General features: G+C 37.1%; 24 protein-coding genes and 1 tRNA gene. 5 read left to right on the top strand and 20 right to left on the bottom strand.

Annotated elements, in window-relative coordinates:
• Positions 1-14: 14 nt before the first annotated feature.
• The 6 genes from BUB93_RS07165 to BUB93_RS07140 form a co-directional block, all read right to left on the bottom strand.
• Entirely contained in the window at positions 15-1961 is a 1947-nt protein-coding gene (locus BUB93_RS07165) for a V-type ATP synthase subunit I (RefSeq protein WP_073270603.1), read from the bottom strand.
• On the bottom strand, positions 1962-3020 hold the full coding sequence (locus tag BUB93_RS07160; RefSeq protein WP_073270602.1) for a V-type ATPase subunit: 1059 nt from the start codon (positions 3018-3020) through the stop codon (positions 1962-1964).
• On the bottom strand, positions 3017-3349 hold the full coding sequence (locus BUB93_RS07155) for a V-type ATP synthase subunit E family protein (RefSeq protein WP_073270600.1): 333 nt from the start codon (positions 3347-3349) through the stop codon (positions 3017-3019). The genes BUB93_RS07160 and BUB93_RS07155 overlap by 4 nt, the downstream gene beginning before the upstream one ends.
• 901 nt (positions 3350-4250) lie before the next feature.
• Positions 4251-5471 carry a pyridoxal phosphate-dependent aminotransferase gene (locus BUB93_RS07150; RefSeq protein ID WP_073270598.1) on the bottom strand — a complete coding sequence of 407 codons (1221 nt, stop codon included), beginning with the start codon at positions 5469-5471 and terminating at the stop codon, positions 4251-4253.
• 88 nt (positions 5472-5559) lie between these two features.
• Positions 5560-5940 carry a lactoylglutathione lyase gene (gene gloA / locus BUB93_RS07145; RefSeq protein WP_073270596.1) on the bottom strand — a complete coding sequence of 127 codons (381 nt, stop codon included), beginning with the start codon at positions 5938-5940 and terminating at the stop codon, positions 5560-5562.
• A gap of 119 nt (positions 5941-6059) precedes the next feature.
• The gene (locus BUB93_RS07140; RefSeq protein WP_073270594.1) at positions 6060-7265 is read right to left on the bottom strand and encodes an ATP-binding protein; all 1206 of its coding nucleotides are present in this window, start codon (positions 7263-7265) and stop codon (positions 6060-6062) included.
• 145 nt (positions 7266-7410) lie between these two features.
• Here BUB93_RS07140 and BUB93_RS07135 point away from each other — a divergent pair, with 145 nt between their 5' ends.
• On the top strand, positions 7411-7809 hold the full coding sequence (locus BUB93_RS07135) for a PspC domain-containing protein (RefSeq protein ID WP_073270593.1): 399 nt from the start codon (positions 7411-7413) through the stop codon (positions 7807-7809).
• Entirely contained in the window at positions 7806-8723 is a 918-nt protein-coding gene (locus BUB93_RS07130; RefSeq protein ID WP_073270591.1) for a LiaI-LiaF-like domain-containing protein, read from the top strand. The genes BUB93_RS07135 and BUB93_RS07130 overlap by 4 nt, the downstream gene beginning before the upstream one ends.
• Positions 8724-8765: 42 nt before the next feature.
• On the opposite strand, the gene BUB93_RS07125 is transcribed toward BUB93_RS07130, so the two are convergent.
• Entirely contained in the window at positions 8766-9764 is a 999-nt protein-coding gene (locus BUB93_RS07125) for an NAD(+)/NADH kinase (RefSeq protein ID WP_073270589.1), read from the bottom strand.
• Positions 9765-9892: 128 nt separating this feature from the next.
• On the opposite strand from BUB93_RS07125, the gene BUB93_RS07120 reads away from it, so the two are divergent.
• Positions 9893-10819, top strand: a complete 927-nt coding sequence (locus BUB93_RS07120) for an alpha/beta fold hydrolase (RefSeq protein WP_073270587.1) — start codon at positions 9893-9895, stop codon at positions 10817-10819.
• On the opposite strand, the gene BUB93_RS07115 is transcribed toward BUB93_RS07120, so the two are convergent.
• Together BUB93_RS07115 and BUB93_RS07110 are read right to left on the bottom strand one after the other, a co-directional pair.
• Positions 10809-11660, bottom strand: coding sequence for a DegV family protein (locus BUB93_RS07115; protein ID WP_073270585.1), 852 nt, complete (start codon positions 11658-11660; stop codon positions 10809-10811). The genes BUB93_RS07120 and BUB93_RS07115 overlap by 11 nt on opposite strands.
• 14 nt (positions 11661-11674) lie before the next feature.
• The gene (locus BUB93_RS07110) at positions 11675-12121 is read right to left on the bottom strand and encodes a MarR family winged helix-turn-helix transcriptional regulator (RefSeq protein WP_073270584.1); all 447 of its coding nucleotides are present in this window, start codon (positions 12119-12121) and stop codon (positions 11675-11677) included.
• A gap of 190 nt (positions 12122-12311) precedes the next feature.
• Here BUB93_RS07110 and BUB93_RS07105 point away from each other — a divergent pair, with 190 nt between their 5' ends.
• Entirely contained in the window at positions 12312-12575 is a 264-nt protein-coding gene (locus tag BUB93_RS07105) for a metal-sensing transcriptional repressor (RefSeq protein WP_073270582.1), read from the top strand.
• Positions 12576-12658: 83 nt separating this feature from the next.
• Here the strand turns inward: BUB93_RS07105 and BUB93_RS07100 are convergent, their stop codons facing one another.
• The 11 genes from BUB93_RS07100 to BUB93_RS07050 form a co-directional block, all read right to left on the bottom strand.
• Entirely contained in the window at positions 12659-13384 is a 726-nt protein-coding gene (locus tag BUB93_RS07100; RefSeq protein ID WP_073270580.1) for a GntR family transcriptional regulator, read from the bottom strand.
• 11 nt (positions 13385-13395) lie between these two features.
• Positions 13396-14034 (bottom strand): cobalamin B12-binding domain-containing protein, encoded by a 639-nt coding sequence (locus BUB93_RS07095; RefSeq protein ID WP_073270578.1) that lies wholly within the window; start codon positions 14032-14034, stop codon positions 13396-13398.
• 342 nt (positions 14035-14376) lie between these two features.
• Positions 14377-14946, bottom strand: coding sequence for a 5-formyltetrahydrofolate cyclo-ligase (locus BUB93_RS07090; protein WP_073270576.1), 570 nt, complete (start codon positions 14944-14946; stop codon positions 14377-14379).
• An 18-nt stretch (positions 14947-14964) separates the two neighbouring features.
• Entirely contained in the window at positions 14965-15420 is a 456-nt protein-coding gene (gene rnhA, locus BUB93_RS07085) for a ribonuclease HI (RefSeq protein WP_073270575.1), read from the bottom strand.
• An 18-nt stretch (positions 15421-15438) separates the two neighbouring features.
• Complete coding sequence (locus tag BUB93_RS07080) at positions 15439-15987, bottom strand: Holliday junction resolvase RecU (RefSeq protein WP_073270573.1); 549 nt, start codon at positions 15985-15987, stop codon at positions 15439-15441.
• 4 nt (positions 15988-15991) lie between these two features.
• Positions 15992-16963: an RluA family pseudouridine synthase gene (locus BUB93_RS07075; protein ID WP_073270571.1), complete on the bottom strand. Its 972-nt coding sequence runs from the start codon at positions 16961-16963 to the stop codon at positions 15992-15994.
• A gap of 4 nt (positions 16964-16967) precedes the next feature.
• Complete coding sequence (gene polA, locus BUB93_RS07070; RefSeq protein WP_073270569.1) at positions 16968-19637, bottom strand: DNA polymerase I; 2670 nt, start codon at positions 19635-19637, stop codon at positions 16968-16970.
• 111 nt (positions 19638-19748) lie between these two features.
• Complete coding sequence (locus tag BUB93_RS07065) at positions 19749-20918, bottom strand: DUF4349 domain-containing protein (RefSeq protein WP_073270566.1); 1170 nt, start codon at positions 20916-20918, stop codon at positions 19749-19751.
• On the bottom strand, positions 20908-21474 hold the full coding sequence (locus BUB93_RS07060; RefSeq protein ID WP_159432070.1) for an RNA polymerase sigma factor: 567 nt from the start codon (positions 21472-21474) through the stop codon (positions 20908-20910). The genes BUB93_RS07065 and BUB93_RS07060 overlap by 11 nt, the downstream gene beginning before the upstream one ends.
• A gap of 31 nt (positions 21475-21505) precedes the next feature.
• Positions 21506-22450: a GGDEF domain-containing protein gene (locus BUB93_RS07055; RefSeq protein WP_073270564.1), complete on the bottom strand. Its 945-nt coding sequence runs from the start codon at positions 22448-22450 to the stop codon at positions 21506-21508.
• Entirely contained in the window at positions 22438-23532 is a 1095-nt protein-coding gene (locus BUB93_RS07050; RefSeq protein WP_073270562.1) for a cobalamin B12-binding domain-containing protein, read from the bottom strand. The genes BUB93_RS07055 and BUB93_RS07050 overlap by 13 nt, the downstream gene beginning before the upstream one ends.
• A gap of 141 nt (positions 23533-23673) precedes the next feature.
• Between BUB93_RS07050 and BUB93_RS07045 the strand changes: the two genes are divergently transcribed.
• Positions 23674-23760, top strand: a tRNA-Leu gene (locus BUB93_RS07045).
• The last annotated feature ends 166 nt before the right edge of the window (positions 23761-23926 follow it).

The raw sequence follows: 23926 nt of genomic DNA, 5'->3' as shown, positions 1-23926 counted from the left end.
TTCCTCCTAGTCAATTATAATTTAGCCGGATCGAATTCGATTCCGCCGCCTTCAAAGTACTTGCTGAAAAGCTCATAATACTCAAGCCTCAAAACCTGAATTCCCACTATCAAGCCTTCGAGTCCTATTATGAATATATTTCCCAATATATAAATCGCTACGCTGCCGATACCGCTATCGATGAGCATTGCCAGCGACTCGAAAGCGATAAAAAGGCCTACATGGTTGAGTGCAAATGCCCCTACCCTTATAAATGAAAGGGTATTGCTGACAATGCTAAGCAGTATTTCAAATATCTCAAACACCCTCTCCACGACACTGGCTTCTTCGTGGTCTTCATTATCAGCATTTTTTAATTTCACCCATTTTGATATACTTTCTTTTAGAAAAAGTATCACTATTGCAGCAACAACTATTGATACCAGCAATTTCATCGACATGATTCTGTTCCCGGTTAAGGACGCTATAGCTATCATAAGAATACTGATATATAGAACCGTGCCTGTAATACCATTTTTACCCAAGGCAAAATTTGAATAGTTGCCTGCCTTGAAGCTATTTATCATTCCGTATGCGTATCCTACCAGTAGAAAAGCCACACCGATTATGATTGCTGTAATCAAGATGGTATTAATATGGTGAAAAGGCTTAACCCAAAGCGCTGGTATCAGTGTTTCAAAGCCAAATATGCTTCCATATACGAGGCCAAATACCATCGACGTTATTCCAAGCCTTTCTATGATTCCACCAAGCTTTATACCTTTAAGACGAATCAAAAGCCCTAATAGAAAGAGTACAAAGCCCTGCCCCAAATCTCCGAACATGAAGCCGAAAAATACCAGATACGTCAAGCTCAAAAACGGTGTTGGATCCAGCTCTTTATAAGAAGGCATACCGTACATTTTAATCATGAATTCAAATGGCTTGAACATCCAGTTGTTTTTTAGTTTCGTCGGGGGGCTCATGCCCGGGTCATTTACATCCTCGTTGAACATTATTATTATATCTTCAAACTGCGAAAGTTCTTCTACGATATGGTTTTTCATCTTACTTGGTATCCAGCCCGAGAAATAGAAATTCTCTTCGCTGAAGGCCATTAACTTCTTTATTTCCTCGATTCTCTTATACAGATTAAAAACATTATATGCGTAATTGCTTTCTTCTCTGAACCGTTCCTTGATTTTTTCAATTTCATTTTCTAAGATATCCACTTTTTCCTGGAAATCTCCTCTTTTTTTAACCAGCCATTTTATTATCTCCTCTGGTCTTTTTGGGTACTCCGGCTTTAGACCTTCTATGGTTTTAAAGCTTAACGACCTAAGCAACCTGTTTGTTTCTCTTTCCAAGTCTTTGGGAGATATTACCAAGTACACCTCATCATCATCATCGCTTCCCACATGAACGACTATTGCAGTAATGTTGCCGTAGTTTCTTTTAAGCCTTTGGACATTTTCCTTGCTTAAAGTTCCCAAAACATAATTGAAGTATTCCATATTGTTTATATCTTTCATGGCAACCCCTGCAGATTCCAGAAATCCGTAAGCCTTGATACTTTGGTCGATTTGACTTATATCTTCCTGATAAAGCTTTAGTATCTTATGCTTTTTGTGGAGGACATTATATATTTGATAAACGGATTTTACCACTTGATCGATGTCTATGTCTCCCTTTAGATATCTTTTGTCAATTTTAAACTCATCACCAAATATCTCCCTGATCAAACCAAGTTTTTTGACAAACTCATCACTGCTTCCAAATTTAATGCCCGATTCCAAGGATGAAAAACCCAGTATTTCTTTGATGTTTTTTTCAGTAACGTTGATGGTGAACCTGAAGTTGTCTATTTCGTTGTAAGCGTCCACTATTTGAACGTTTTCCATAAAAAGTATCTCTTTGACAAATGAATCGATATATTCATTTTTACCCACGACGTTCATCATCACCAGTTTTTCTATAGCCATCTACTCCACCACCTCAATTGTTCGTATTAAATACTTGGACGTCTCTGCAGGGGAAAGCTTGTACCGTATACACTCAACAAGGGATATTATATCTTTTACTTCAAATTCTAAAAGAAGTACAAATCCCATTATTCTGCCAAACTCCAGCACATGTTCACGATACAGCGACAAGCTTTTATAATAAAGGTATCGTTCGATCCTTCTTTCCATATAAAGATCCGTGTCATCTCCATGACTAAATAAAAAACCGTATTCGCTGTCTTTAAAGTAGTCTCTGAACTTGGAAGGCGTCAAATTATAAACCATATCCTTTATTTTAAAGAAGTTGTATTTATGTCCTCCATCCAATACAAAATTTAAAATTTCTTCCTTGGACATATCGTAAAATTTCATCGCCCTGTAAATCCATTCAAGATTGAAAAGATCTATGTTTCTGCCTATCAACTCCATTACAGGATTGTTTTTTGAATCGGGGAGCTTTTTGCCTGCTGCAGCAAGCTGACGAAAATAATACCTGTCAAGAACCATCTCAACATAAAAACTGAATTTTAAATCGATGTGATTTACATATGGAATAAGGATATCATAGTAGGGCGTGTCACTCAATTTATCCATCAGCTTGGCCAATGAATCTTGGCTTAAAAGCTCATTAAAATCAAGTTTCGAGAACGAATCTCTGGAAAGTATGTGACTTTCGATATTTGTTAACGAGCTTCTGCCGGCAATATATTCTATGACCAGCTTCAAATCTTCAGTTTCGTATTTTTTCATATAGCTCTTCATAAAACCTTTATATGGTTCATTCAAATAATGCAAGAGTTTCTCAAGAGATAATACGTTGTGTTTGTACAGTGCCCTTTCGATATCACCTCTGTGGACCTTTTGCCCCTTCATATCCCATAAAACACTCTTGTACTCCGTATGGTCATTCAGATAATCAAATATGCCCCTCACATCTGGCTGGCCCATCATACTCTTGAAATCATCCAGTGACAACATGTAAGATTTCATCCCGCCTATTTTGGCGCTGGCAGAATCCAATTGTTTTGACCCTATCATCTGAGTTTGCTCCCATTTAATATTTCTTTCACTATCCTGTCTCTAAGTGCTATCTTAGACTTGCTATAAGCTGCTTCTATTTTTTCACATTTCACATCAGCTTCGTCTAGAATCTTTTTTGCTTCCAGTCTGGCATTATTCATTTCTTCTAAATGTATTCTGTCCAATTTATTTTTGGATTCATCAAGCATGCTGTTTTCTATTTCTTTAATTTTTTCTTTTGTTGCTTCTTCAATGAATTTCTGCTTTTCCTCTGCCTCGTTTTTGACATCCTTTGCTCTCGTATCCATATCAATGATCTTATTTAAAACGAACTCTAATTCATTCATAAGCACACATCCTCTAAACTTTAAGTTTTGTTCTTAATCTAATACATTATTATACTCTTTATTTCAGAAACGTCAAACTATTTACCACATATTGTCATTACACTCTCATAAATTCGCATCATGATATCAAAGGAACACCAAAACTCTAACGACTAACGGCCAATAACTAAATAAGAATCAGCACCTCGGACACCGTCGGAAAGTTGATCAGTTTGTTGGTCAGGGAAAATGTTAATAAATTCAGAAGACTAATATTCACCCTTTCCACTTTCTGCTTTCCAACTGATTGCTATCAAAAGCAAGCTTTAACCCCATGGTTCTACATAAGAATCAGCACCTCGGACACCTTCGCTGTCCGAGTTCGTGGGCTTCGCCCAATATCAACCTGGCAGTTCATCGCATTTAAAGTGAACTTTATGCGCTGCCTAGATGTTTATTAACTCTGTCATATTAACCCTGTCATATTATGCAAGAATCAGCACCACGGACACCTTCGGTGCCCGAGTTCGTGGGCTTCGCCCAATATCAACCTGGCAGTTCATCGCATTTAAAGTGAACTTTATGCGCTGCCTAGATGTTTATTAACCCTGTCATATTATGCAAGAATCAGCACCACGGACACCTTCGGTGTCCGAGTTCGTGGGCTTCGCCCAATATCAACCTGGCAGTTCATCGCATTTAAAGTGAACTTTATGCGCTGCCTAGATGTTTATTAACCCTGTCATATTATGCAAGAATCAGCACCACGGACACCTTCGGTGCCCGAGTTCGTGGGCTTCGCCCAATATCAACCTGGCAAACAAACGTCTTTAAATCAAGCTTTAACCCCATTTGGTTGCCAGGTTGATGCTGTTTCTCAGCTTTGCACGCAAAAAGGACCCTTTCAAGTAAGGGTCCTAGATCATTTTTTCTGCTTGTATTCCTTTAAGAAATCTTCCAATCTGTCCAAAGCTGTTTTTAATTCTTCCAGTACGGGCAAGAAAACAATTCTGAAGTGGTCCGGTTTTTTCCAGTTAAAGCCTGTTCCTTGAACGACCAAGACTTTTTTGCTTTGTAAGAAATCCAACGCAAACTGCATGTCGTCATCAATTCCAAATTTCTCAACATCTATTTTGGGGAAGGCGTAAAATGCTCCTTTTGGCTTAGTACAGCTAATACCCTCTATAGAGTTCAATCTTTCATAAAGATAGTCCCTCTGAGCCAACAGTCGTCCACCAGGCTTTATCAAGTCGTTGATGCTTTGATATCCCCCCAAAGCTGTTTGTATTGCATATTGAGCAGGCACATTCGAACATAGCCTCATAGATGAAAGCATGTTAAGTCCTTCAATATAATCAACTGCGCTCATTTTATTGCCTGTCAAAACCATCCACCCGACTCTGAATCCAGCTATCCTGTGAGATTTTGAAAGCCCGTTGAATGTGATGCATAATACATCGTGAACAAGTGTGGACATCGGAGTTGAAACAATACCATCGTATGTTATCTTGTCATAAATTTCATCGGCAAAAACTACTATCTTGTGTTCGTGGGCAATCTTGGCAATCTGTTCCAGTAGCTCCTTTGAATAAACAGCCCCTGTTGGATTGTTTGGATTTATAATTACTATTCCCTTGGTTTTTTCTGTAATTTTTGATTTGATGTCCTCGATATCCGGATACCAGTCCGCTTCTTCATCGCAAATATAATGAACCGGTCTGCCACCTGCCAAATTTACTGAAGCAGTCCATAAAGGATAATCCGGTGCAGGTACCAAGATTTCGTCTCCGAAATCCAATAGAGCCTGCATGGACATGGTTATCAACTCACTGACTCCATTACCTATGTATATATCATCCAATGAAATATCCATAACATTTTTGTTTTGATAATGCTGCATTATAGCCTTCCTTGCAGGGAATATTCCCTTTGAGTCACAGTACCCTTCGGCGCTCTTTAAGTTTATTCTTACATCATGGATTATCTCATCCGGTGCGAACAGGTCAAAAGGGGCTGGATTTCCAATATTCAGCTTAATTATATTTTCTCCATTGCTTTCCATGATCGCACTTTGTTCCATTACCGGTCCTCGTATGTCATAACATACGTTTTCAAGTTTTTTGGACTTATTGATATGCTTCATCTTCCCATCTCTTTTCCATAGTCGATTTTATCCACTATTATAACAGAAACATCTGAATAAATGATTATACAAGATGTAAACTTTTAATTTATTTTCTTATAATCTCTATCCGATATCCGTCTGGATCTGTTATGAAATAAAATTTTGCAGGCGATCCTGGAAGCCCGCTGAGTTTTGTCACTTTATACCCTTTTTCTTCATGAGTTTTATGTGACCCCTCTAAATCCTCCACTACCATTGCAATGTGGCTGTATCCGTCTCCTATAGTATAAGGCTCTTCTCTGTCGTAGTTATAAGTCAGCTCGATTTCATGGTTGTTATCTTCATCCGCCAGGTATACAAGAGTGAATCCATGCTCCGGAAAATCCTTCTTTTTTACTATCTTCAATCCTAACGCATTTTCATAAAATTCAACGGAAGCCTCCAAGTTCTTGACTCTTATACAAGTATGTACGAATTCATATTTCATTCAAATCACCTTTTTCTATATTTTTAATCCATTTTAACACATTAAAATAACTGTGTAAAACTTTCATAATACTTTAATTGAAAACAGGTTTTTATGTCATGCCATTAACATTGCCAAGGCTATTCTTGCCTGCTTTTTTTGGGCAGCTTGTCCACAAGCTGTCTGGCGCTCCTACCTGATTTTGACGCTCTTGCAATTTTCCATTCATTGGCAATCTGCATCAATTCCCTTTCCGACAAATCTATTTGGCTCTTATGAGCCATAGTCTTGACCATTGTGGTGTACAATTCGTCATTTGGCTGATTATAGTAAATAGTTATTCCAAATCTATCGAATAACGACAACTTTTCACTTACCGTCTCATTGCCGTGGATGTCTCCGTCTCTTTCAGAGAACTTTTCTTTTATTAGATGTCTTCGGTTGGATGTTACATATATCAACAAGTTGTCAGGTTTCGTTTCGAAGCTGCCTTCCAGCACCGCTTTTAAGACCTTATATTCTGTTTCAAAATCCTCAAAAGAAAGATCATCTATAAACACTATAAATTTATGCATCCTATCCCTTACTGTTTCTATTATAGATGGGAATAATTTAAACTGATCTTTCTTCATTTCAATAACCCTTAAACCTTCATGCTTATATTCGTTTAATAGCGCCTTCACGGAAGAAGATTTCCCCGTACCTCTATCTCCATAAAGCAAAACATTGTTGGATCGTTCTCCCCTTAAGAAAGACTCCGTGTTTTCTCTTAGGGTTTTTATCTGACTCTCGTAACCAATTAAATCTTTAAACTCGACCTTGTCATAGTTTACAACAGGTTTTAATAGATTATTATCTCCAATCTTAAATACGTGATTATTTTGATAGATCCCTCTCCCCTTTTCGCTGTATAATTTTCTAAAATACTCTCCAGTCCTAAATTTGTCATTTTCCCAATAACTGCAACTTCCTTCTAGAACGGAATTTATAGTGATGCCTTCCATGCCCAGTTCTCTTTCTAATAGCTTCCAATCGAATTTCGTATTAGCTAGCACTATATCTAAATCCTCGAGTACAATTTTATATAGACCCTCAGGTATATCGCTTCCTCTTTCACAAAGCCTAGAAAAAATATTTTCATCTTCACTGACTAGCTGAAGAAGAAACATTTTCCACAAATCACGTCCCGCTAGTCCTTCAAAGTGTTCTAAGAGCATATTTTGGAGCTTAAAGTAATGCTTTAGAGCCTTTTTCTTGGATTTTGATTCTAGCATTTTCATATACGACATAATTATCTTATTTTTCAATATGCATCTGTACACTATCAGATTTTGCAAGCTTTTCATCCGGCTCCCCCTTTTCTCCTATTAGTAACATTATATCAATGACATCTGATATGTGCCAATCCAATATTAATTTCCAGATAATTTGTATTTAATGAATCTCTAATCTTAATGGTTTATATTAAAATCATGGAATGGAGGGAGTTAAATGAATTCAAGATTATTTAAATCAAGAAAAGACAAAATGATACTAGGTGTTTGCGGAGGAGTAGCTAAATACATGCAGATAGATGCTTCCATAATCAGGATCCTATGGGCGATAGCCGCTCTGTTCTACGGAAGCGGAGTACTGCTATACCTCATAGCCGCTTTTATACTTCCATATGAAGATGAAATCGACGGAATTATTGATGAATCCAAGAATGGCGAAGCTGTTGAAAATGACGAAAATCAAAAGAAGGTAATTGGAACAATCTTGATAGCAGCCGGGTTGTTGCTTCTATTTAGAAATTTCAGATTTTTCTTTGACATGGATATTATCTGGTCAGGCCTTTTGATATTACTGGGCTTTGCATTGGTCTTTAAAGAAAGGGGCAAAAACAAGTGAAGAACAAAAACATCTTTTTAGGAATTATACTTATTATAGTAGGAGGCCTATGGTTTTTGAACAACATCAACCTTTTCGATTTCTCGGTAAGATACCTGTTCAACGCATTTTGGAAGCTCTGGCCTTTAATTATTGTAGTAGCCGGAGCTGGATTGATATTGAACAATAAAACTGCAGACAGAGCCCTGTGGCTGGTTTTTTTCCTTGTGATAATAGGTTATGCGTTTTTTTTACAATACGGCAATCCCTTTTCCAATAACATCGACGGAAATATAACAGACAATAGAAATAACATACAAGACAATCGCTATTATCCCTTAAGCTCAGAGGACCAAAAGGGCAACTTGAACTTGAATATAGGTGCAACTAGATTTACGGTAACGGCCATTGAATTCGACAATCTGATCGAAGTAGATTCTAACATTGAAAATCTGAGAATCGATGTAACCGATAGCGGAACACATACCGCAGCCAACATAAGAAACAGCGGCGATTTGATGAACATAGGCGGGGTTTCAAACAACACTTTGGATGTTTTTATAAACAATACAGTGCCTTGGGATTTAAAAGTCAACTGCGGAGCTGTTGATGGAAGCATGGACCTGTCGGAAATAGCCTCGGAAAATATTGACGTAAGTATTGGTGCTGGAAAACTAGCTTTGACCTTAGGAAACAATGCTAGTAATCAGAATTTAAAGCTAAATGCCGGAGTTTCTGAAATTGAGATTCATATACCAGAAAGTTCCGCTGTGAAAATAAGCTTTAAAGGCGCCCTTAACTCCACAAACATAGACAGCCTAGGTTTGTCGAGACAAGACAATACCTATGTATCTGATAACTTCGACTCAGCTGAGAATAAAATTGAAATGGACATTGAAATAGGTTTGGGAAAACTAGATTTTGAGTTTTATTAAAACTAAGGCGAGAATTAACTCGCCTTTTTAATTTTGTATTCCTTACCTGTTTTTTTGAAAAAAACCCTTCTTCACTGCATGCTCCAATACTTTTTTAACGTCTATTCTTTTAGGTCCGTGTCTTCGAATCACAAATCCAAGTGTATCACCTTCCGAAAACACAACTGTTCTTTCACCATCAAGTGCCAAGGTTCCTTTATGGTCAGATTTATAAACATACATCTGATCAAGGGACATCTTTATTGGATTCCCCACGCTTATTGCAGTCATTTTCCCTGGGCTGAAAGGAACAAGCAACCTTTTATCTTCTCCTTTCATAGACATCCTAAAACCGAAATCATCTTCAGGATAACAAATAGTATCTACTCCGATAGCTGATGAAAACCCTATCGCAGATGGATGGGATCTGGTGACAATAACTTCCCTGATCTCATTTATATCCCACAAGGCCCTGCTCCCCACAAACCTGTTGTCTGTTATTGCAGCATCCACCAAAGCTACATCCTCATGACTTCCATTGACATATATGTCTATTGCCTTATCTATATTGACATATGCAGAATTTTCTCCAAATTGACAATACGCAGCAGCAGCCATCCCTGCAACGGTTCCCTCTAGGAACTCCGGATATACATTATTAGTCCCTGTGGAAACAGATATTATTGGAACCTGAGTATGCGTCTTGCCTAAAAGCCTGCTTGTGCCATCTCCTCCCAAAACAATGATGCAATCAACCTTGAGAGACTCCATTTTTTCCGCCGCCCTTACCGTATCTTCCCAGTTATTCTTTAAGAAAATATCTAAAACCTCAACTTCGGCTTTCAGCTCTTCGTTTAATTCAAGTGTACTTCTTATTGTAGAACCAATGTTGTAGGGATCCGGCATAATATAGATTTTTTCGACACCTAAGTCTTGAGCTCCCAGTATCATCCTTTCTACCATATTGGCTTTTTCATTGTTACCAATTGTTATTGCATAAGAAAACAATCTCCGTATATCTTTCCCTGAATTGGGATTGGCAATAATACCAATTTTCTTCAAATCATCGACCTCCTGATGTATTATTAATTTTGCATATAATATCTTGATACCCATTGGTTCAAATCTTTAATTATAATTCTTTTTAATGATATAATTGTATTATATCAAACAACCAAGGAGGATTATATATGTTTTCTACCTTCAATCTAACTAGTAAAGACAATTACAAACTATCCGGATATAAATGGTCTACCGAGAATAAAATCAAAGGATCTGTAGTTATAATACACGGCATGGCAGAACATGCTCTGCGATATGAGGACTTTGCATTTTTTTTAAATTCAATGGGATATCAAGTATACTCTATGGATCTTCGAGGTCATGGGGAAGATGCCCGTCTCGCTACCCCCGGATGGTTCGCCAGTGAAAACGGATGGTTTCTATGCATCGATGATATCAAAGCTTTAATCGACTACGTACAAAAACAGGAAGAGGCAGATAAAATATGCCTTTTGGGGCACAGCATGGGTTCATTGCTTGTAAGAAGCTATCTTATCAAATACTTAGATTCGAGAATTGACAAAGCTGTGCTCTCAGGAACGACGGCAGGACTTCCGCGCTATAAATTGCACCTGGCAAGGCTGCTGTCTAATGTCGCCTGCAAAATGGCGGAACCTAAAAAGCCATCCCAGCTGATGGACAAGCTTATATTTGGAAGCTACGCCAAATCAGTGACCGGCTATAAAACCAAATTTGATTGGCTTACCTGCGACGCTGAAAAGGTTGATAAATATATCCGCGATCCACTCTGTGGATTTGTATGCAGCTCACAATTTTATAAAGATCTTATCGAGGGAACTCTCTATTGCAATAAGGACACAAACTTAAATAAAATTAATGCCTCAACCAGACTGCTAATAATATCAGGGTCTGAAGACCCCGTAGGCAGATCCGGAAAAGATATTGATATTTTATGCCAAAAAATAAGCCCTGTCGTAAAACAGGGCAGTGTAGACACTATTGTTTATAGCAATATGCGCCATGAAATAATAAATGAAATCGATAATGTGTCAGTATACAAGGATATACTGCAATTTATTGATGTTAACTATTGATAAAACTGATACCTATCGCTCCTGGTCCCGAGTGTGTTCCAACTATGGCTCCAACCTGTGATTCTATTATCTCCTTAGGTTTTAAGGTTCCCTCTAACAGCTCTTTAAGCTCATTAAGATATCCTTCTTCTGAAGCATGCACGAGATAAACTGTTTTGTCTGTCAGGTCGTAGTTATTGCTTCCCAACCAGTCCTTGATCCACTTAAGGGCTTTTTTTCTACCCCTGACTTTGTCTTTAGGGACCAACTTACCATCCTTAAGCTCCAAAATTGGTTTTAGCTGTAGCATGCCTCCAATAAATGCAGCTCCCGCTGTAAGCCTGCCTCCCCTTTTCAAGTATTCAAGCGTATCAATAACAATAGCAGATTCCACTTTTCCCTTTATGGCCTCTATATGCTCTACAACATCAGCTGCCGGCTTGCCTTCAGCTGCTTTTAGGGCTGCTTCATAAACCAGAAGCGACAGTCCCAAGCTAACTGATCTGGAGTCAATTAAGTGAATCCTCTTTCCCTTGTCCTCCAATGATTCTTTGGCGATGACTGCTGAGTTGAAAGTGCCGCTTAATTCAGAAGATAAAAACATCCCGATGATATCATCACCTTGATCTAATATTTCATTGAAGACCTCCTCGAATTCTGCTGGATTAACCTGAGATGTAAACGGATTTTGAGTAGTGCTCTTTAGTTTTTCGAAGAACTCATCCGATGTAATTTCATACCTATCCTTGTAGCTTTCCTCTTTACCAAAATTCACCGTCAAGGGTACGACTTTGATGCCAAACTTTTTTTCAATATCTACATTAAGATCACTAGCACTGTCTGTTACTATTCTAATACCCATTTTGAACCACCCCTCTAATTGTTATAATTTGTCATGAAATAATCTATTAGATTATTTAAACCTTTCATTAAAGCCCTCTCTTCAGATTTACTTAAGTTCTCGACAATCTCATTTATCATGTTGTCGTGAAACTCTTGATGCAAACTGAATATTTTCCTGCCTTCATCTGTAAGTGCTAAAAAGACAACTCTTCTGTCCTTGGTGCTTCGCTTTCTTTTGACGTACTCTTTTTTCTCCAAGTTATTTATTGCCTTTGTCAAAGTACCTAAAGTGACGTTGAGCTCTCCTGCCACCCAACCCATAGTTTGATCTTCTTTTTTTCCAATTGCATCTATGACGTGAATCTCGTTTATAGACAAATCTTTGCATCCCACTTCTCGTAAAAATTTTTCTTCTGACTTTAACACCAGATTGAATAAAAGAACTAAGGCGTTGTTTAATATCGATTTGACTTCATCCATTTGATTCCTCCAAATACTTTGATTATCAAATTATATTCTATACAATATTGATTTTTTTTTCAACATATAAAATAATTCAACCTCCATATTGGGCAAAGTTTCAAATTTCTTGACATAATACATCAATAATTGATACAATGTCTTTACCCCCCCACACAGGGGATGCGGATTGGAACTTAAGGAGGTTAATATGTCTCACGATAAAATGTACCAAATCAATTTATTAAAAACTGCAAAAGGTCAAATAGACGGAATCATAAAAATGCTTGAAGATGGCAGGTACTGCATCGACATATCAAATCAGATTATAGCCGTACAAGGCTTGCTTAAAAAAACCAACCTAGATGTGCTTGACAACCATATTAAACACTGCGTCAAAGAAGCAATCAAAGAAGGTAACGAAGATGCAAAGATCAAAGAATTGACTCAGATTCTAGATAGACTTATAAAATAAAAAGCACACCTCAAAAATATTTTATAACTTTTGGGGTGTACTTGACAATTTAGGGTAATCTCACATTGCAGCATAACAAATGTCTAATATATTATATTCGACTTGTCTACAAATGAAGAAACTGCCTGCAGTTGAAAAAAATCTCCCTTGAAATATGTAATCCCCCATCCAATGGGTTTGTTTCCCTCGTCCAGGAGCTTCTGCTCTATGACCATTACCGGTTCGGTATCTTCGATGCCTAAAATCCCTTTTAATTTTCCATCAGGCTTTTGAACTTTTATTTTAAGTTCTTTATTTATTGCAAACAACGATTTTTTTTTGGAGACTATCTCCGGAAATGTTGCGTAGTGTATCTCTTTTTCCACGATGGGCATCCCTCTATAGTATGGAATATATTTAATGTCATATGCCACCGGATTTCCTTCATTTATAAAGACTCTTCTTATTAGCACAACTCTCTTATTTTCCGGAATCTGAAGATTGAAGATTATCTCAAGGGTCGGCTTCACAATATTTACATCCAATAACTGAGTATCCTCAATGCTCCCCTCTATGGAATTCATCTCGTTGAAGTAAAGGATATATTTGTCTTGGTTTGGTTCATTGACAAAATTTCCTTTCCCGGGAACAGAGTATATATAACCTTCACTTGCTAATACGGTTAGACTTTTTCTCACGGTCATCCTACTTACATCGTATTCTTCACAAAGAGCGTTTTCGGATTTTATCATATCTCCTGGCTTTATCTCCCCTGAATTTATCTTGGTTTTAATATTTTCTACGATTGTTAAGTAAATCGGTGATCCCATTTTTTATCTCCTCATCTATCTTTATTCATCCATTTTTTACACATCTTCAGACCTTCCGTGGCATTATTGGCAAATGCATCTGCCCCTATGTATTGGTAGGCATCTTCGTTCAATAAATTTCCTCCTGCTATTATCTTCACATTGTTTCTCAGTCCCGCTTTTTCAATGGCATCTACAGTCTCCTTCATGCTGCTTATCGCCAAAGACAATACTCCGCTCATTCCAACTATTTTTGCATTTGTTTCCCTTATTTTCTGCACAAAATTAACAGGATCCACATCGACACCCAAGTCATGTATGACAAACCCTGCTGAAGTGGCAATATCAGCGAATATATCCTTTCCTATATCATGAAGATCTCCTTTGACGGTTCCCAGCACGATATCTCCTATAGAATTTTTTTGAATTATACTTTTGTCAAACTTCATTTCTTCTAAATCAAGTATTTCACGAAAAATAATTCCCGCCATTATAAGATCAGCAATGAAATATTCACTTTCTTCATAAAGATTCCCTACGTTATCCATCCCCCTTTGAAAAACAGCAAGTATCTCCTCAGGCGTGACTCCTTTTTTTAATTCTTCTTTGACCATCTTTTTAACTTTGTCCTCGTTTAAATCTGTAATTGCCTTTATAAGTGCTTCATTCATCCTTTAACCCCCAAAACAGCTTATTAAAAATCCTATAAATTATTGTATTTTCTTAATTCTTGTTATTGATATCGTTTAACTGCTACAAATATTATTCTATGATTTAAATGTATATTTTGTCAATTGAATATAGTTCCCTAAAAAAAGACTCCTATTAGAGCCTTTTGAACATTTCTGTCAAGCAAACTTGATATACGTGATTTTTTATAGCACCAACAATAACTTATTTAGAAAATTTTTCATATTCATTTTTGTCTCCATTACATTTTTAATATTGAGGAGTCTTATACTTGTTTATTATACCAACTTTGTACATCCTTGTATATACACGTTCGGTTCTTCTTAACATTTGATTATCTCTTCGTCGGTTACTAGATAATCAACTCCAACATCGTGTTCGTCGGTAGGAAGGTCATTAAGCACAAATTCCTTATAAGCCGGACAAACCGTTGAAGTATCACTTCTTTTTTCAGACAAAAGCCTGTCATAAAAACCCCCGCCATAGCCTAGTCTCTTACCTGACCAAGTAAATGCCAGTCCCGGTGTAATTATTAAATCAATGTCCTTAATATCAACCACAACCGCTTTAGTTTTTGGTATCTCAAGAATTCCGTATTTAGTTTTTTTAAACCCCTTTGGAAATTCAAATGTTTTCGCCAGGATCAAAGTTTTATTCTCATTGTTGCATATTGGAGTTATAACAGTTTTGCCTTCCTTTAATGCATCAATTATGAAATCATGAGTGTTTATTTCATTCATGAAACTAACATAGATCATTATTACATCGCTTTTTTGATAGATATCCATCTTTTTAATAGTACCGAAAATCCTCTTGCTTATATTTTTTACATAGTTGCTGTCAAATCCAGTTCTCTTGTTGATGATTTGTTCCCTTAATGACTTTTTATCCATATTTGATCGTCACTTTCTTTATGATATTTCATCCATAGCTTCATTAACAAGCTGGTCAGCTCGGTTATTATAAGTATTGTCGCTATGTCCTTTCACCTTTATAAACTCCACATCGTGTTTTGATACCAGCTCATATAATTCAATCCAAAGCTCTCTGTTTTTCAGCTCGCCACTTTTTCCCCTTGTCCAATTCTTTTTCTTCCATGAATCAACCCAATTTTGATTGAATGCATTAACGACATAAGCGGAGTCACTGTAAATTTTTACCTTGCATTTTTCCTTTAGCAGCTTTAGGCCAGTTATTACTGCTAAAAGCTCCATTTGGTTGTTTGTAGTATTTTTAAATCCTTCCTTGACTTCTTTAACATATCCCTTAGATGGGTACATCAGCACGGCACCAATTCCACCAACATTGTCTATTGAAGAATCATTCCCCCTGCAGCCTCCGTCGGTATATATTATTACTTCTTTCATTGCTTCAACTCCGCTTCGTTATTTATGTTCATCTTCTTTAATTTTGTTCAGATATGCATTTACCGCTTGTAGGTAATGGAGTAGAAATACTCCTTCCCTTTTTATTTCGAATTGGGTGTCCAAGACTTTCCATGAAATTGACTTTCTTCCGCCATGCCTAGACTTGTCCCAGTAATACTTTATATCTTCAAAGGGTATCAAAAAATATCTATCAATCTTTGAAAAAAACACTATAATATATGATAGTCCACTTTGCTTTGCAAATTGCTCCATGAATTCGATCTGATGACCGTGGATGTTGGAGATGGGGAGACTGTCCCTGCTGGTTTCTTTTACATCGAAGCAAACTGGAATCCCCTGAATATTCCCCATATAATCGACTGTACTTTTCTGATCGAAATATGCTAATGTAATCACGCCTTTTTGCTTATCCAGTTTTATCGGCTTAATGGACGTGGGCAGCTTCTGAATTACTGCAAGCCCACATCGCAAATATTCTTCATTTGTTAGGTTTACAAATTCTTCAAGAGTACTGCCTCTGAGTCCCCTGCTGTTCCAGTAAGGCATTATATCACTCTCCTAATGAATCATTTATTATTTTCACATATTTATCAGGAAATGGTGCTGAGATTTTCAAACTTTTCCCCGAACTGAAGTAATCATCTATAACCACTTTGCTATTATGCAGCATCTGACCTTCTATTTTATATTTTTTATAAAAATAATCGTTAGTTTTCCTGTTGCCATATTTCATATCTCCAACTATTGGCTTTTTTATATAGCTTAAGTGAGCTCTGATTTGATGTGATCTTCCAGTTACCAATTCTATTTCAGCCAAGGTGAAGTCTTGTCCCATCTTAATGGGTTTTACTATAGTCTCTACGTATTTTGATCCTTCCACATAAGTCTCAAAAATCTGAGATTTGTTCAATCGATTGTCTTTTAGAATATAACCTTTTAAATCCATAGCATCTTTTATGCAGCCATCGATAAATGCCAAGTAAATTTTTTTTATCTTGTGGTCGGCAATTTTTTTATTAGTCTCCATCAAAGTCTTGTTGTTTTTAGCAATTAAAATTATACCGCTGGTGTTCTTGTCAAGGCGATTGCAGCACGCTGGTGCAAATGTTATTTCCTTTTTCGGATCATAATCGCCTCTATTAACAAGATACCTCTTAGCCATTTCTACAACGCCATTTTGATCCCCATGAGTTAAGGTCCCTGTCTTTTTATTTATTGCCAATAAATTTTCGTCTTCATACAGGACATCATTATCACTGATTATATCTTGTTCGCAATTTTTTCCCAAATAATCCCCGTCTTTTACCGAGAATTTATCCACAGTGGCTTCAGCGAGATAAATGCTGACAACATCACCTTCTTCCAGCCTGTAAGAAGGTGATGTTTTTTTTCCGTTTACTTTTATATATTTTTTGCGAATGGATTTGAGTACAAACCCCTTACCAGCTTGCTTCAACAACTTACCCATAAACCTGTCCAGTCTTTGATTTTCTTCGTTCTTTGTAATATTTATTTCTTTCATTGCCCTATTTTGCTTGATACCAGTTTTCTCCCTGAGATATTTCCACTGTCATGGGAACTTTCAAACTGGCTGCTCCTTCCATTTTATCTTTTACTATTGCTTTCACTTCATCAACTTCTTCCAGGGGACAATCGATCACCAGCTCATCATGCACAGTCAATATTAATTTGGCATCTGATTTTTTTGTCTTAAGCTCTCTGTATACGTCAATCATAGCAATTTTAATTATATCCGCTGCGCTTCCTTGAATTGGCGTATTCAAAGCAAGTCTTTCTCCGCTTTTTGCAATCATAGCGTTTCGTGAATGTATCTCTGGAAGGTATCTTCTTCTGCCAAACAATGTTGTCACGAATCCTTTGTCCTTAGCTTCTTTAACGATATTTTTCATATAATCCTCCACCTTGGGATATCTTCCGAAATACCTGTCTATATAATCTTGTGCCTCTTTTCTGGATATCCCCAGATCTTGGGATAAGCCATATGCTTGTTTTCCGTAAATAAGTCCGAAGTTTATGGCTTTAGCATATACCCTCTGAGTTGATGTGACATCTTCTATTTCCACTCCAAAAATTTCAGATGCAGTTCTTGTGTGTATGTCTTCCTCATTTATAAATGAACTTATGAGAGTTTCGTCACCGGAAATATGGGCCAAGATTCTCAATTCAATCTGTGAGTAATCCGCATCGATCAATACTTGATCTTTTTTCGAAGGAATAAATACTTTCCTGATTTTTTTTCCTATCTCTATCTTTACAGGTATATTTTGCAGATTTGGATCTGAACTGCTGATTCTTCCCGTGGTGGTCAATGCCTGGTTGAACGTTGAATGTATCTTCTCAGTTTTGAAGTTAATTATCTGCTTGAATCCTTTGACATATGTCGAGCTGAGTTTGGATACAGTCCTATAGTCTAAGATGTGGGTAATAACCGGATGCTTTCCTTTTAGCTTCTCCAAAACTTCAGCATCTGTTGAGTATCCTGTCTTAGTCTTTTTAACCACAGGTAGCATCAACTTCTCAAATAACACTTCACCCAATTGTTTTGGCGAGTTTATATTGAACTCTTGTCCCGATAAAGAATAAATTTCTTTTTTAAGGTTCCCCAGCTTTTCGTCAAATTCCACATCCAGCCTGTCTAACTCTTCCAAATCAATTCTGAAGCCTTCATGTTCGAAAAAAGCCAATACTTCTGTCAGCGGCAGTTCGATGTCTTTGTATAGGCTTGCCATTGCGTACTCCTCAATCTGGGGGGCTAAGAGCCTCCTTAAGTCCTCCATCAAATCCGCATGAGTACACATCGTAGTCATTGCGATTTCTCGTTCCAAACTATCAAAGGTTTTTTTTGATTTTCCTTTTCCGTACAGCTCCTCATCTGAGATTATTTCTTTGTTTAAATACTTCGATGCCAGATCATTCATTTTGTATCTGTTATCGGAAGGATCTATAAGATAAGCGGCTAAATAAGCATCAAATTCGACACCTTGAAGATTAATGCCTTGTTTTAACGCCCATGAATAGAGCCTTTTAAAGTCATGACCTATTTTTTTAATGTTCTCTGATTCAAACACTTCCTTAATGTTCTGGGCAATTTGATCTTCACCGAATATATTTGACGAAATATAATAACAATTGCCTTCAACTGATACTGCAATCGCTTTTAAAAAACTTTCATAATCTCTTTCCGCAACGTATGCAATATAAATCTCTCTGGCTTTTTTCATTACAGTTATTGCCTCTTGCAGCAGCTTGTTATCTGTAACTTCTGTAATTTTATTGGTATTTATTTTTTCATTTTCCTGATTAGGGGAATCACTTCCTGCAATTTTTGCAACTATTGAGAAGCACTCAAGCCTTTCAAAAAAATCAACGACTTCTTTAGATTTATAATTCAACGTTTCATATTCTCCGATATTGAACTCCAGAGGCACATGGGTAACTATTTCTGCCAAGTGCCTACTTAAAAAAGCATTTTCCTTATCATTCAGAAGCTTCTCCTGCATTTTGCCTTTTATTTCGTGGATATTGGCATAAACGCCCTCTATATCACCATACTCTTTTATCAACTTTATGGCTGTCTTTTCTCCAATACCTGCTACGCCCGGTATATTGTCTGACTTATCCCCCATCAGTCCCTTAACATCTATAAGGTCTCTGGGAGATACTCCATACTGATCCATTATCTTTCCTTCGTCGTATATCTCAACTTCACTGATGCCTTTTTTTGTATACAACACCTTTATATTTGGATCTATCAGTTGGAACGAGTCTCGGTCTCCTGTCAAAATGTCGACTTCAATTCCACTTTTTGAACAAGATTTCGAGATTGTGCCAATTAAATCATCCGCTTCATAGCCAGGCAGGGATATTTTTTTAATATCCATAAGCACCAGCATTTCCATAACTAAATCTATCTGTTTCTCCAAGTCCTCAGGCATGAGCATTCTTCCCGCTTTATAGTTTTCGTAAGAATCATGCCTGAAAGTTGGCTTTTTCTCATCAAATGCAACACCTATATAATCCGGATTATAGTTTTCTAGAATATTAATTAAAATATTTGCAAAGCCGAAAATAACATTAGTTGGAATGCCGTCTTTAGTTGCCATAGGCCTTACTCCATAAAATGTCCTGTATATTAAACTGTAACCGTCAATTATAATCATTTTTTTTGGTTCCATAATTCACCCTCTTCTCTAAATTTATATCCACTATAGTTTAACACATATTATAACATTTTAAGCTTATAATATTCAAAATCCTTCGCCCACAAGGCGAAGGATTCAAAATATCTATTTTTTATACTTACTCAATAAAATTCTGACAATATAAGCCGTTCCAAGTGCCACTACAGCAAATGGCATTAACCTTACAATCATTATAGATGCATCCACTATCAGCTTCAGAAGATAGTTAACAGACTGTATAAAAGCTTCCCTGATTCTTCTCCCAAAGTCTTCAAACGGCGTTTGAACCTTGCTTGTAGGCAATGTCCTTTCATAGATATTGATATTAATTGTAGAATATGCAACTTCTTTATCCCAGTTCTTTAGCATAGTCGATCTATGGTTTATTTCCCTGCGCACTCTTGTCAGCTCGGACTCTATCGACAGCATATCATTTATTGACTCAGCCTGTGACAGATAATCAAGCAACCTTTCTTCCTGAATTAAATAGCTGTCCAGTTCCCCCTCTATATCTTGGTACTGTTGTGTTATATTTGTAGAAGCAATGCCCGATCTCATCGCATCTCCATAGCTTTCTATTTCCTTCATCGTTTCAGAAAATCCCTCAGAAGGCACCCTGACTATCATATACCCCGCTTTTTCACTTCTTTCGGCAGCCACATCATAGTAATTTGCGCTCGCCTCCTGAATGAATCCACCTTGACTAAGCACTAATGTGCTTATCCTGTCCGCTGTTTCTTTATAATCTTCAGTATAAAGGCTGATATTCCCTCGATAGACTATTTTTGAAACATCGAACTCTCTGCTGATTTCAACGTTTTCAGCAGCCGATTGATTCCCACCGTCGCTGTCTCTAGCGATGTCTTCTTGAGGCGCATCTCCCTCCCATTGTTCCGGAGATTCGAAGCCGGGATATCCGCTTCCTGAGTCTGACGCTGAGTCATCGCTTCTTCCCATCATAAATAGATTGCTAAGAGTGGTTCCTGCTATAGCCAAAACTATTATAAGCCCGGCAGCATATGGAAGGTATTTTTTCATTTTAGGCATTCTATTTTTAATGCTTTTCATATTGTTTTCAATTTGTTTTTTATCCTTATCTTTGAGCTCGTGAACCACCATGCCATCTAAAACCGCTTTATCTGCCATCAAATCTTGATAATAGCTGCTACATTCTTCACATGATTGCAAGTGATGATCAAGCTCTTTTTTTTCATCCCCACTCAAGTCTTTGTCAACATCTCTGCTGATCAAGTCTATATATCTTTCATGATCCATCTTTGTTACCTCCTTCATAAACATTCAGACTTTGGAGACAACTTCTTAACTTATATCTGCCTCTGCTTATTCTTGATTTCACCGTCCCCTGGGAGACCCCAAGAATCTCTGAAATTTCCGAATATGAAAACCCCATTACGTCTCTTAGAATCACTGCCTCCCTATGATCAGTATCCAGCTTATAAATCTCAGCAAATATAATAGCCCTTAGCTCATTTGTTTCAGCAGTTGACTCTGTTTTATTCTCACCATCTGAAATTTCTCGGATGTTATCCAGTGAAAAATACTCTTTTTTCTTTCTCCAGTAGTCTTTGGAGCAATTAACTGCAATTGAGTATATCCATGTATAGAAGCTGCTTTCACCTCTGAAAAAATCAATATTATTATAAACTCTTATAAATACATCCTGAGTTAAATCTCTTGCGTCTTCTCTGTCTGAAATCATTTTAACAATTAGATTATAAACTTTGTTTCCATACTCTTTTACAATCAATTCAAAGGCTTCATTTTTGCCCTTTTTCAGATCCTTAATGAGATTAGATTCATTTATGCCCATCACTTTGACCCCCTCGTACATTTAGACGCAATTAATTGTTTTTTGTTCCATCCAGCCTGCTTTTATATACAACATTATTTCTACCTTTATCCTTGGCTTCATACATCGCTTCATCAGCTCTTTTAATTATTGAGTCCACCGTATCTTCAAAATGATATTCAGTAGCTCCAAAACTTGCTGTCACTGTTAAATCGTGACCTGGAATAGTTATCTTCGATACTAGTTTTCTTAGTCGTTCTGCCACTTCTTTTACATCTTCTTCATCGCTGCAAGTTAAAATTACGATAAACTCCTCTCCTCCAAATCTTGCAACCACATCTTCTTTTCTAAGTTTATCTTTTAATGCCCCGGCAAAATTAACCAAGACCAAATCTCCCACGTCGTGGCCGTAAGTATCATTCACATTCTTAAAGTTGTCAATATCGCAAAGAACCAACGCAAGCTTCCCATTTTTTGTTCTTTTATAATAGGATATCATCGCCTCAAGCCTTTCGTAGAAGTACTTGCGGTTGCCCACTTGGGTCAGGTAATCCTTGTTAAGAAGTTCAGTTATTTTTTTATTTGCCTGTTCCAGCTTTGCATTTTTTTTTGCCAGCTCTCTAGTGATATTTGACATTTCAATGTTCATAGTCGTAAGCTTTTCCGTTATTGAATCATCGTTGAAGATATAGTCTTCAAAAATAACCAATATGTTCTTTTCCTTTTGAATAGTTTTACCTGTAATTTTTATAGAATTGTGCTTGTCAGTACGGATCAAGGTAATTTCTTTTGAATTTGCTGTTTCTTCCACAACTACGGTAAAAATTTCGTTTATATCATGTGTTGCTTTTACTTCCACCCTATTTGAGACAAGAGAATAAAAGGCATTATTCGCGTAGAATATCTCACCTTCTGAATTAATTACGATAATAGGAATTTCAGAATCACCTTTCAGATAATTCAGTATTTCGTCTTTGAATAGATTTAAGAAGTCCATCTTTTATTCCACCACTCTCCAGCAAGCACTATAGGATCTTCAGTTCCTCCAACCACCAAATCGGCAGGTATAATTTCTTTGCTGCTCATATTTGATACTGCATAACCGCCAACCATGATTTTCATGCTGTTCAGTCTGTCGTCTTCTCTAATTCTTTCTATAAACTCTATTACTTTAGGCAAATTAAAGGGCATTGCCACCGATATTCCCAAGATATCAGGCTTATCTGATACTAGTCTTTCATAAAGAGAGTCAACAGGTGTGTTTGCGCCATAGTACTCCACATCCCACCCGTCAAGTTCCAATAAATCAGATATCATCCTTGCCCCTACCTCGTGAAACTCGTTTTGAGCCGCGCTCATTATAAATTTGCCCTTTGCATAATCTATTAATCCAAAAAACTTCATGTATAAGGTCGTCATCAACCTTATAATAATTGAAGTGGCTAAGTGTTCCTGGGCTGTCGTTATCAGCCCTTTCTCCCAAGAAAGACCTATCTCATACATTACAGGCCTTAGCACATCGTAATAAGTGCTTTTCAAATCTTCTCTATTGCTAACCACTGTCTCTGTCAACTTCACCGCAAGTCTAAAATCACCTTTAATTAAAATTTGGTATAAATCCTTTTGGAATTTATTCCACGAAGATTTCACTTTCGAATGGTCTTTTTCGTGAGTTATCTTATCTACATCTATCCCTTCGATAATATTTAAAATCTCATTATAGTACGGTATAACCTGGTTTGCCGTTGCTTCCGAAAATGTATCCTTGATGGTTTTAATCCACATAGGAATTGCTGTATGAAAGTATATTGGGTCAAATCCTCTCGATGTATAACTAAAATATGCCCACTCCACAATTTCATTAAACATCTTAGAATCTCTAAGTACAAAAACAGATTTCATAAAATTGACGTGATGCCTGTGATTGTCGTACATCACGTCAATGGAATTATTTCCGATAAGATTTCTTCTATCATTATCGTCCTTCATATATTTATTCATCAACTCAATCAACTGATCACTCTTTGAATCAAATTCCTTTAAGGAGTCCTTGTCGATATAATATTTTTCTATTCCCATTTTTGTTATCCCCCCATTTAATACTAATTACATTATAAACTATTAGTGATGCTAAAACTTCAATTTTGAGTTTTTTTATCTATTTCAATATCGATTACTCTTTCATATTATCAGCTTTTATGTTATTATGACCTAGTAATCGCCGAAGTGGTGGAATTGGCAGACGCGCTACGTTCAGGGCGTAGTGAGGTAACACTCGTGCGGGTTCGACTCCCGCCTTCGGCACCATCTGCAATCTAAGGATCCTTTGCTAAAAGGGTCCTTTTTACGTGCAAAGCAGAGAAACAGCAGCTATCGATCAGGCAGCGCATAAAGTTCACTTTAAATGCGATGAGCTGGGAGATAGATATTGGGCGAAGCCCACGAACTCGGACACCATCGGTGTCCGTGGTGC

Source organism: Alkalibacter saccharofermentans DSM 14828, assembly GCF_900128885.1.
GTDB classification, from domain to species: domain Bacteria; phylum Bacillota; class Clostridia; order Eubacteriales; family Alkalibacteraceae; genus Alkalibacter; species Alkalibacter saccharofermentans.
Note: the sequence above shows the minus strand (reverse complement) of the source record. Positions and strands in the feature narration are given on the sequence as shown.

Excerpts from the sequence above, each read along its gene's own strand:
- BUB93_RS07165 (WP_073270603.1), bottom strand. The coding sequence starts at position 1,961 with ATGGCTATAGAAAAACTGGTGATGATGAACGTCGTGGGTAAAAATGAA.
- BUB93_RS07160 (WP_073270602.1), bottom strand. The coding sequence starts at position 3,020 with ATGATAGGGTCAAAACAATTGGATTCTGCCAGCGCCAAAATAGGCGGG.
- BUB93_RS07155 (WP_073270600.1), bottom strand. The coding sequence starts at position 3,349 with ATGAATGAATTAGAGTTCGTTTTAAATAAGATCATTGATATGGATACG.
- BUB93_RS07150 (WP_073270598.1), bottom strand. The coding sequence starts at position 5,471 with ATGAAGCATATCAATAAGTCCAAAAAACTTGAAAACGTATGTTATGAC.
- gloA (WP_073270596.1), bottom strand. The coding sequence starts at position 5,940 with ATGAAATATGAATTCGTACATACTTGTATAAGAGTCAAGAACTTGGAG.
- BUB93_RS07140 (WP_073270594.1), bottom strand. The coding sequence starts at position 7,265 with ATGAAAAGCTTGCAAAATCTGATAGTGTACAGATGCATATTGAAAAAT.
- BUB93_RS07135 (WP_073270593.1), top strand. The coding sequence starts at position 7,411 with ATGAATTCAAGATTATTTAAATCAAGAAAAGACAAAATGATACTAGGT.
- BUB93_RS07120 (WP_073270587.1), top strand. The coding sequence starts at position 9,893 with ATGTTTTCTACCTTCAATCTAACTAGTAAAGACAATTACAAACTATCC.
- BUB93_RS07115 (WP_073270585.1), bottom strand. The coding sequence starts at position 11,660 with ATGGGTATTAGAATAGTAACAGACAGTGCTAGTGATCTTAATGTAGAT.
- BUB93_RS07110 (WP_073270584.1), bottom strand. The coding sequence starts at position 12,121 with ATGGATGAAGTCAAATCGATATTAAACAACGCCTTAGTTCTTTTATTC.
- BUB93_RS07105 (WP_073270582.1), top strand. The coding sequence starts at position 12,312 with ATGTCTCACGATAAAATGTACCAAATCAATTTATTAAAAACTGCAAAA.
- BUB93_RS07100 (WP_073270580.1), bottom strand. The coding sequence starts at position 13,384 with ATGGGATCACCGATTTACTTAACAATCGTAGAAAATATTAAAACCAAG.
- BUB93_RS07095 (WP_073270578.1), bottom strand. The coding sequence starts at position 14,034 with ATGAATGAAGCACTTATAAAGGCAATTACAGATTTAAACGAGGACAAA.
- BUB93_RS07090 (WP_073270576.1), bottom strand. The coding sequence starts at position 14,946 with ATGGATAAAAAGTCATTAAGGGAACAAATCATCAACAAGAGAACTGGA.
- rnhA (WP_073270575.1), bottom strand. The coding sequence starts at position 15,420 with ATGAAAGAAGTAATAATATATACCGACGGAGGCTGCAGGGGGAATGAT.
- BUB93_RS07080 (WP_073270573.1), bottom strand. The coding sequence starts at position 15,987 with ATGCCTTACTGGAACAGCAGGGGACTCAGAGGCAGTACTCTTGAAGAA.
- BUB93_RS07075 (WP_073270571.1), bottom strand. The coding sequence starts at position 16,963 with ATGAAAGAAATAAATATTACAAAGAACGAAGAAAATCAAAGACTGGAC.
- polA (WP_073270569.1), bottom strand. The coding sequence starts at position 19,637 with ATGGAACCAAAAAAAATGATTATAATTGACGGTTACAGTTTAATATAC.
- BUB93_RS07065 (WP_073270566.1), bottom strand. The coding sequence starts at position 20,918 with ATGGATCATGAAAGATATATAGACTTGATCAGCAGAGATGTTGACAAA.
- BUB93_RS07060 (WP_159432070.1), bottom strand. The coding sequence starts at position 21,474 with ATGGGCATAAATGAATCTAATCTCATTAAGGATCTGAAAAAGGGCAAA.
- BUB93_RS07055 (WP_073270564.1), bottom strand. The coding sequence starts at position 22,450 with ATGGACTTCTTAAATCTATTCAAAGACGAAATACTGAATTATCTGAAA.
- BUB93_RS07050 (WP_073270562.1), bottom strand. The coding sequence starts at position 23,532 with ATGGGAATAGAAAAATATTATATCGACAAGGACTCCTTAAAGGAATTT.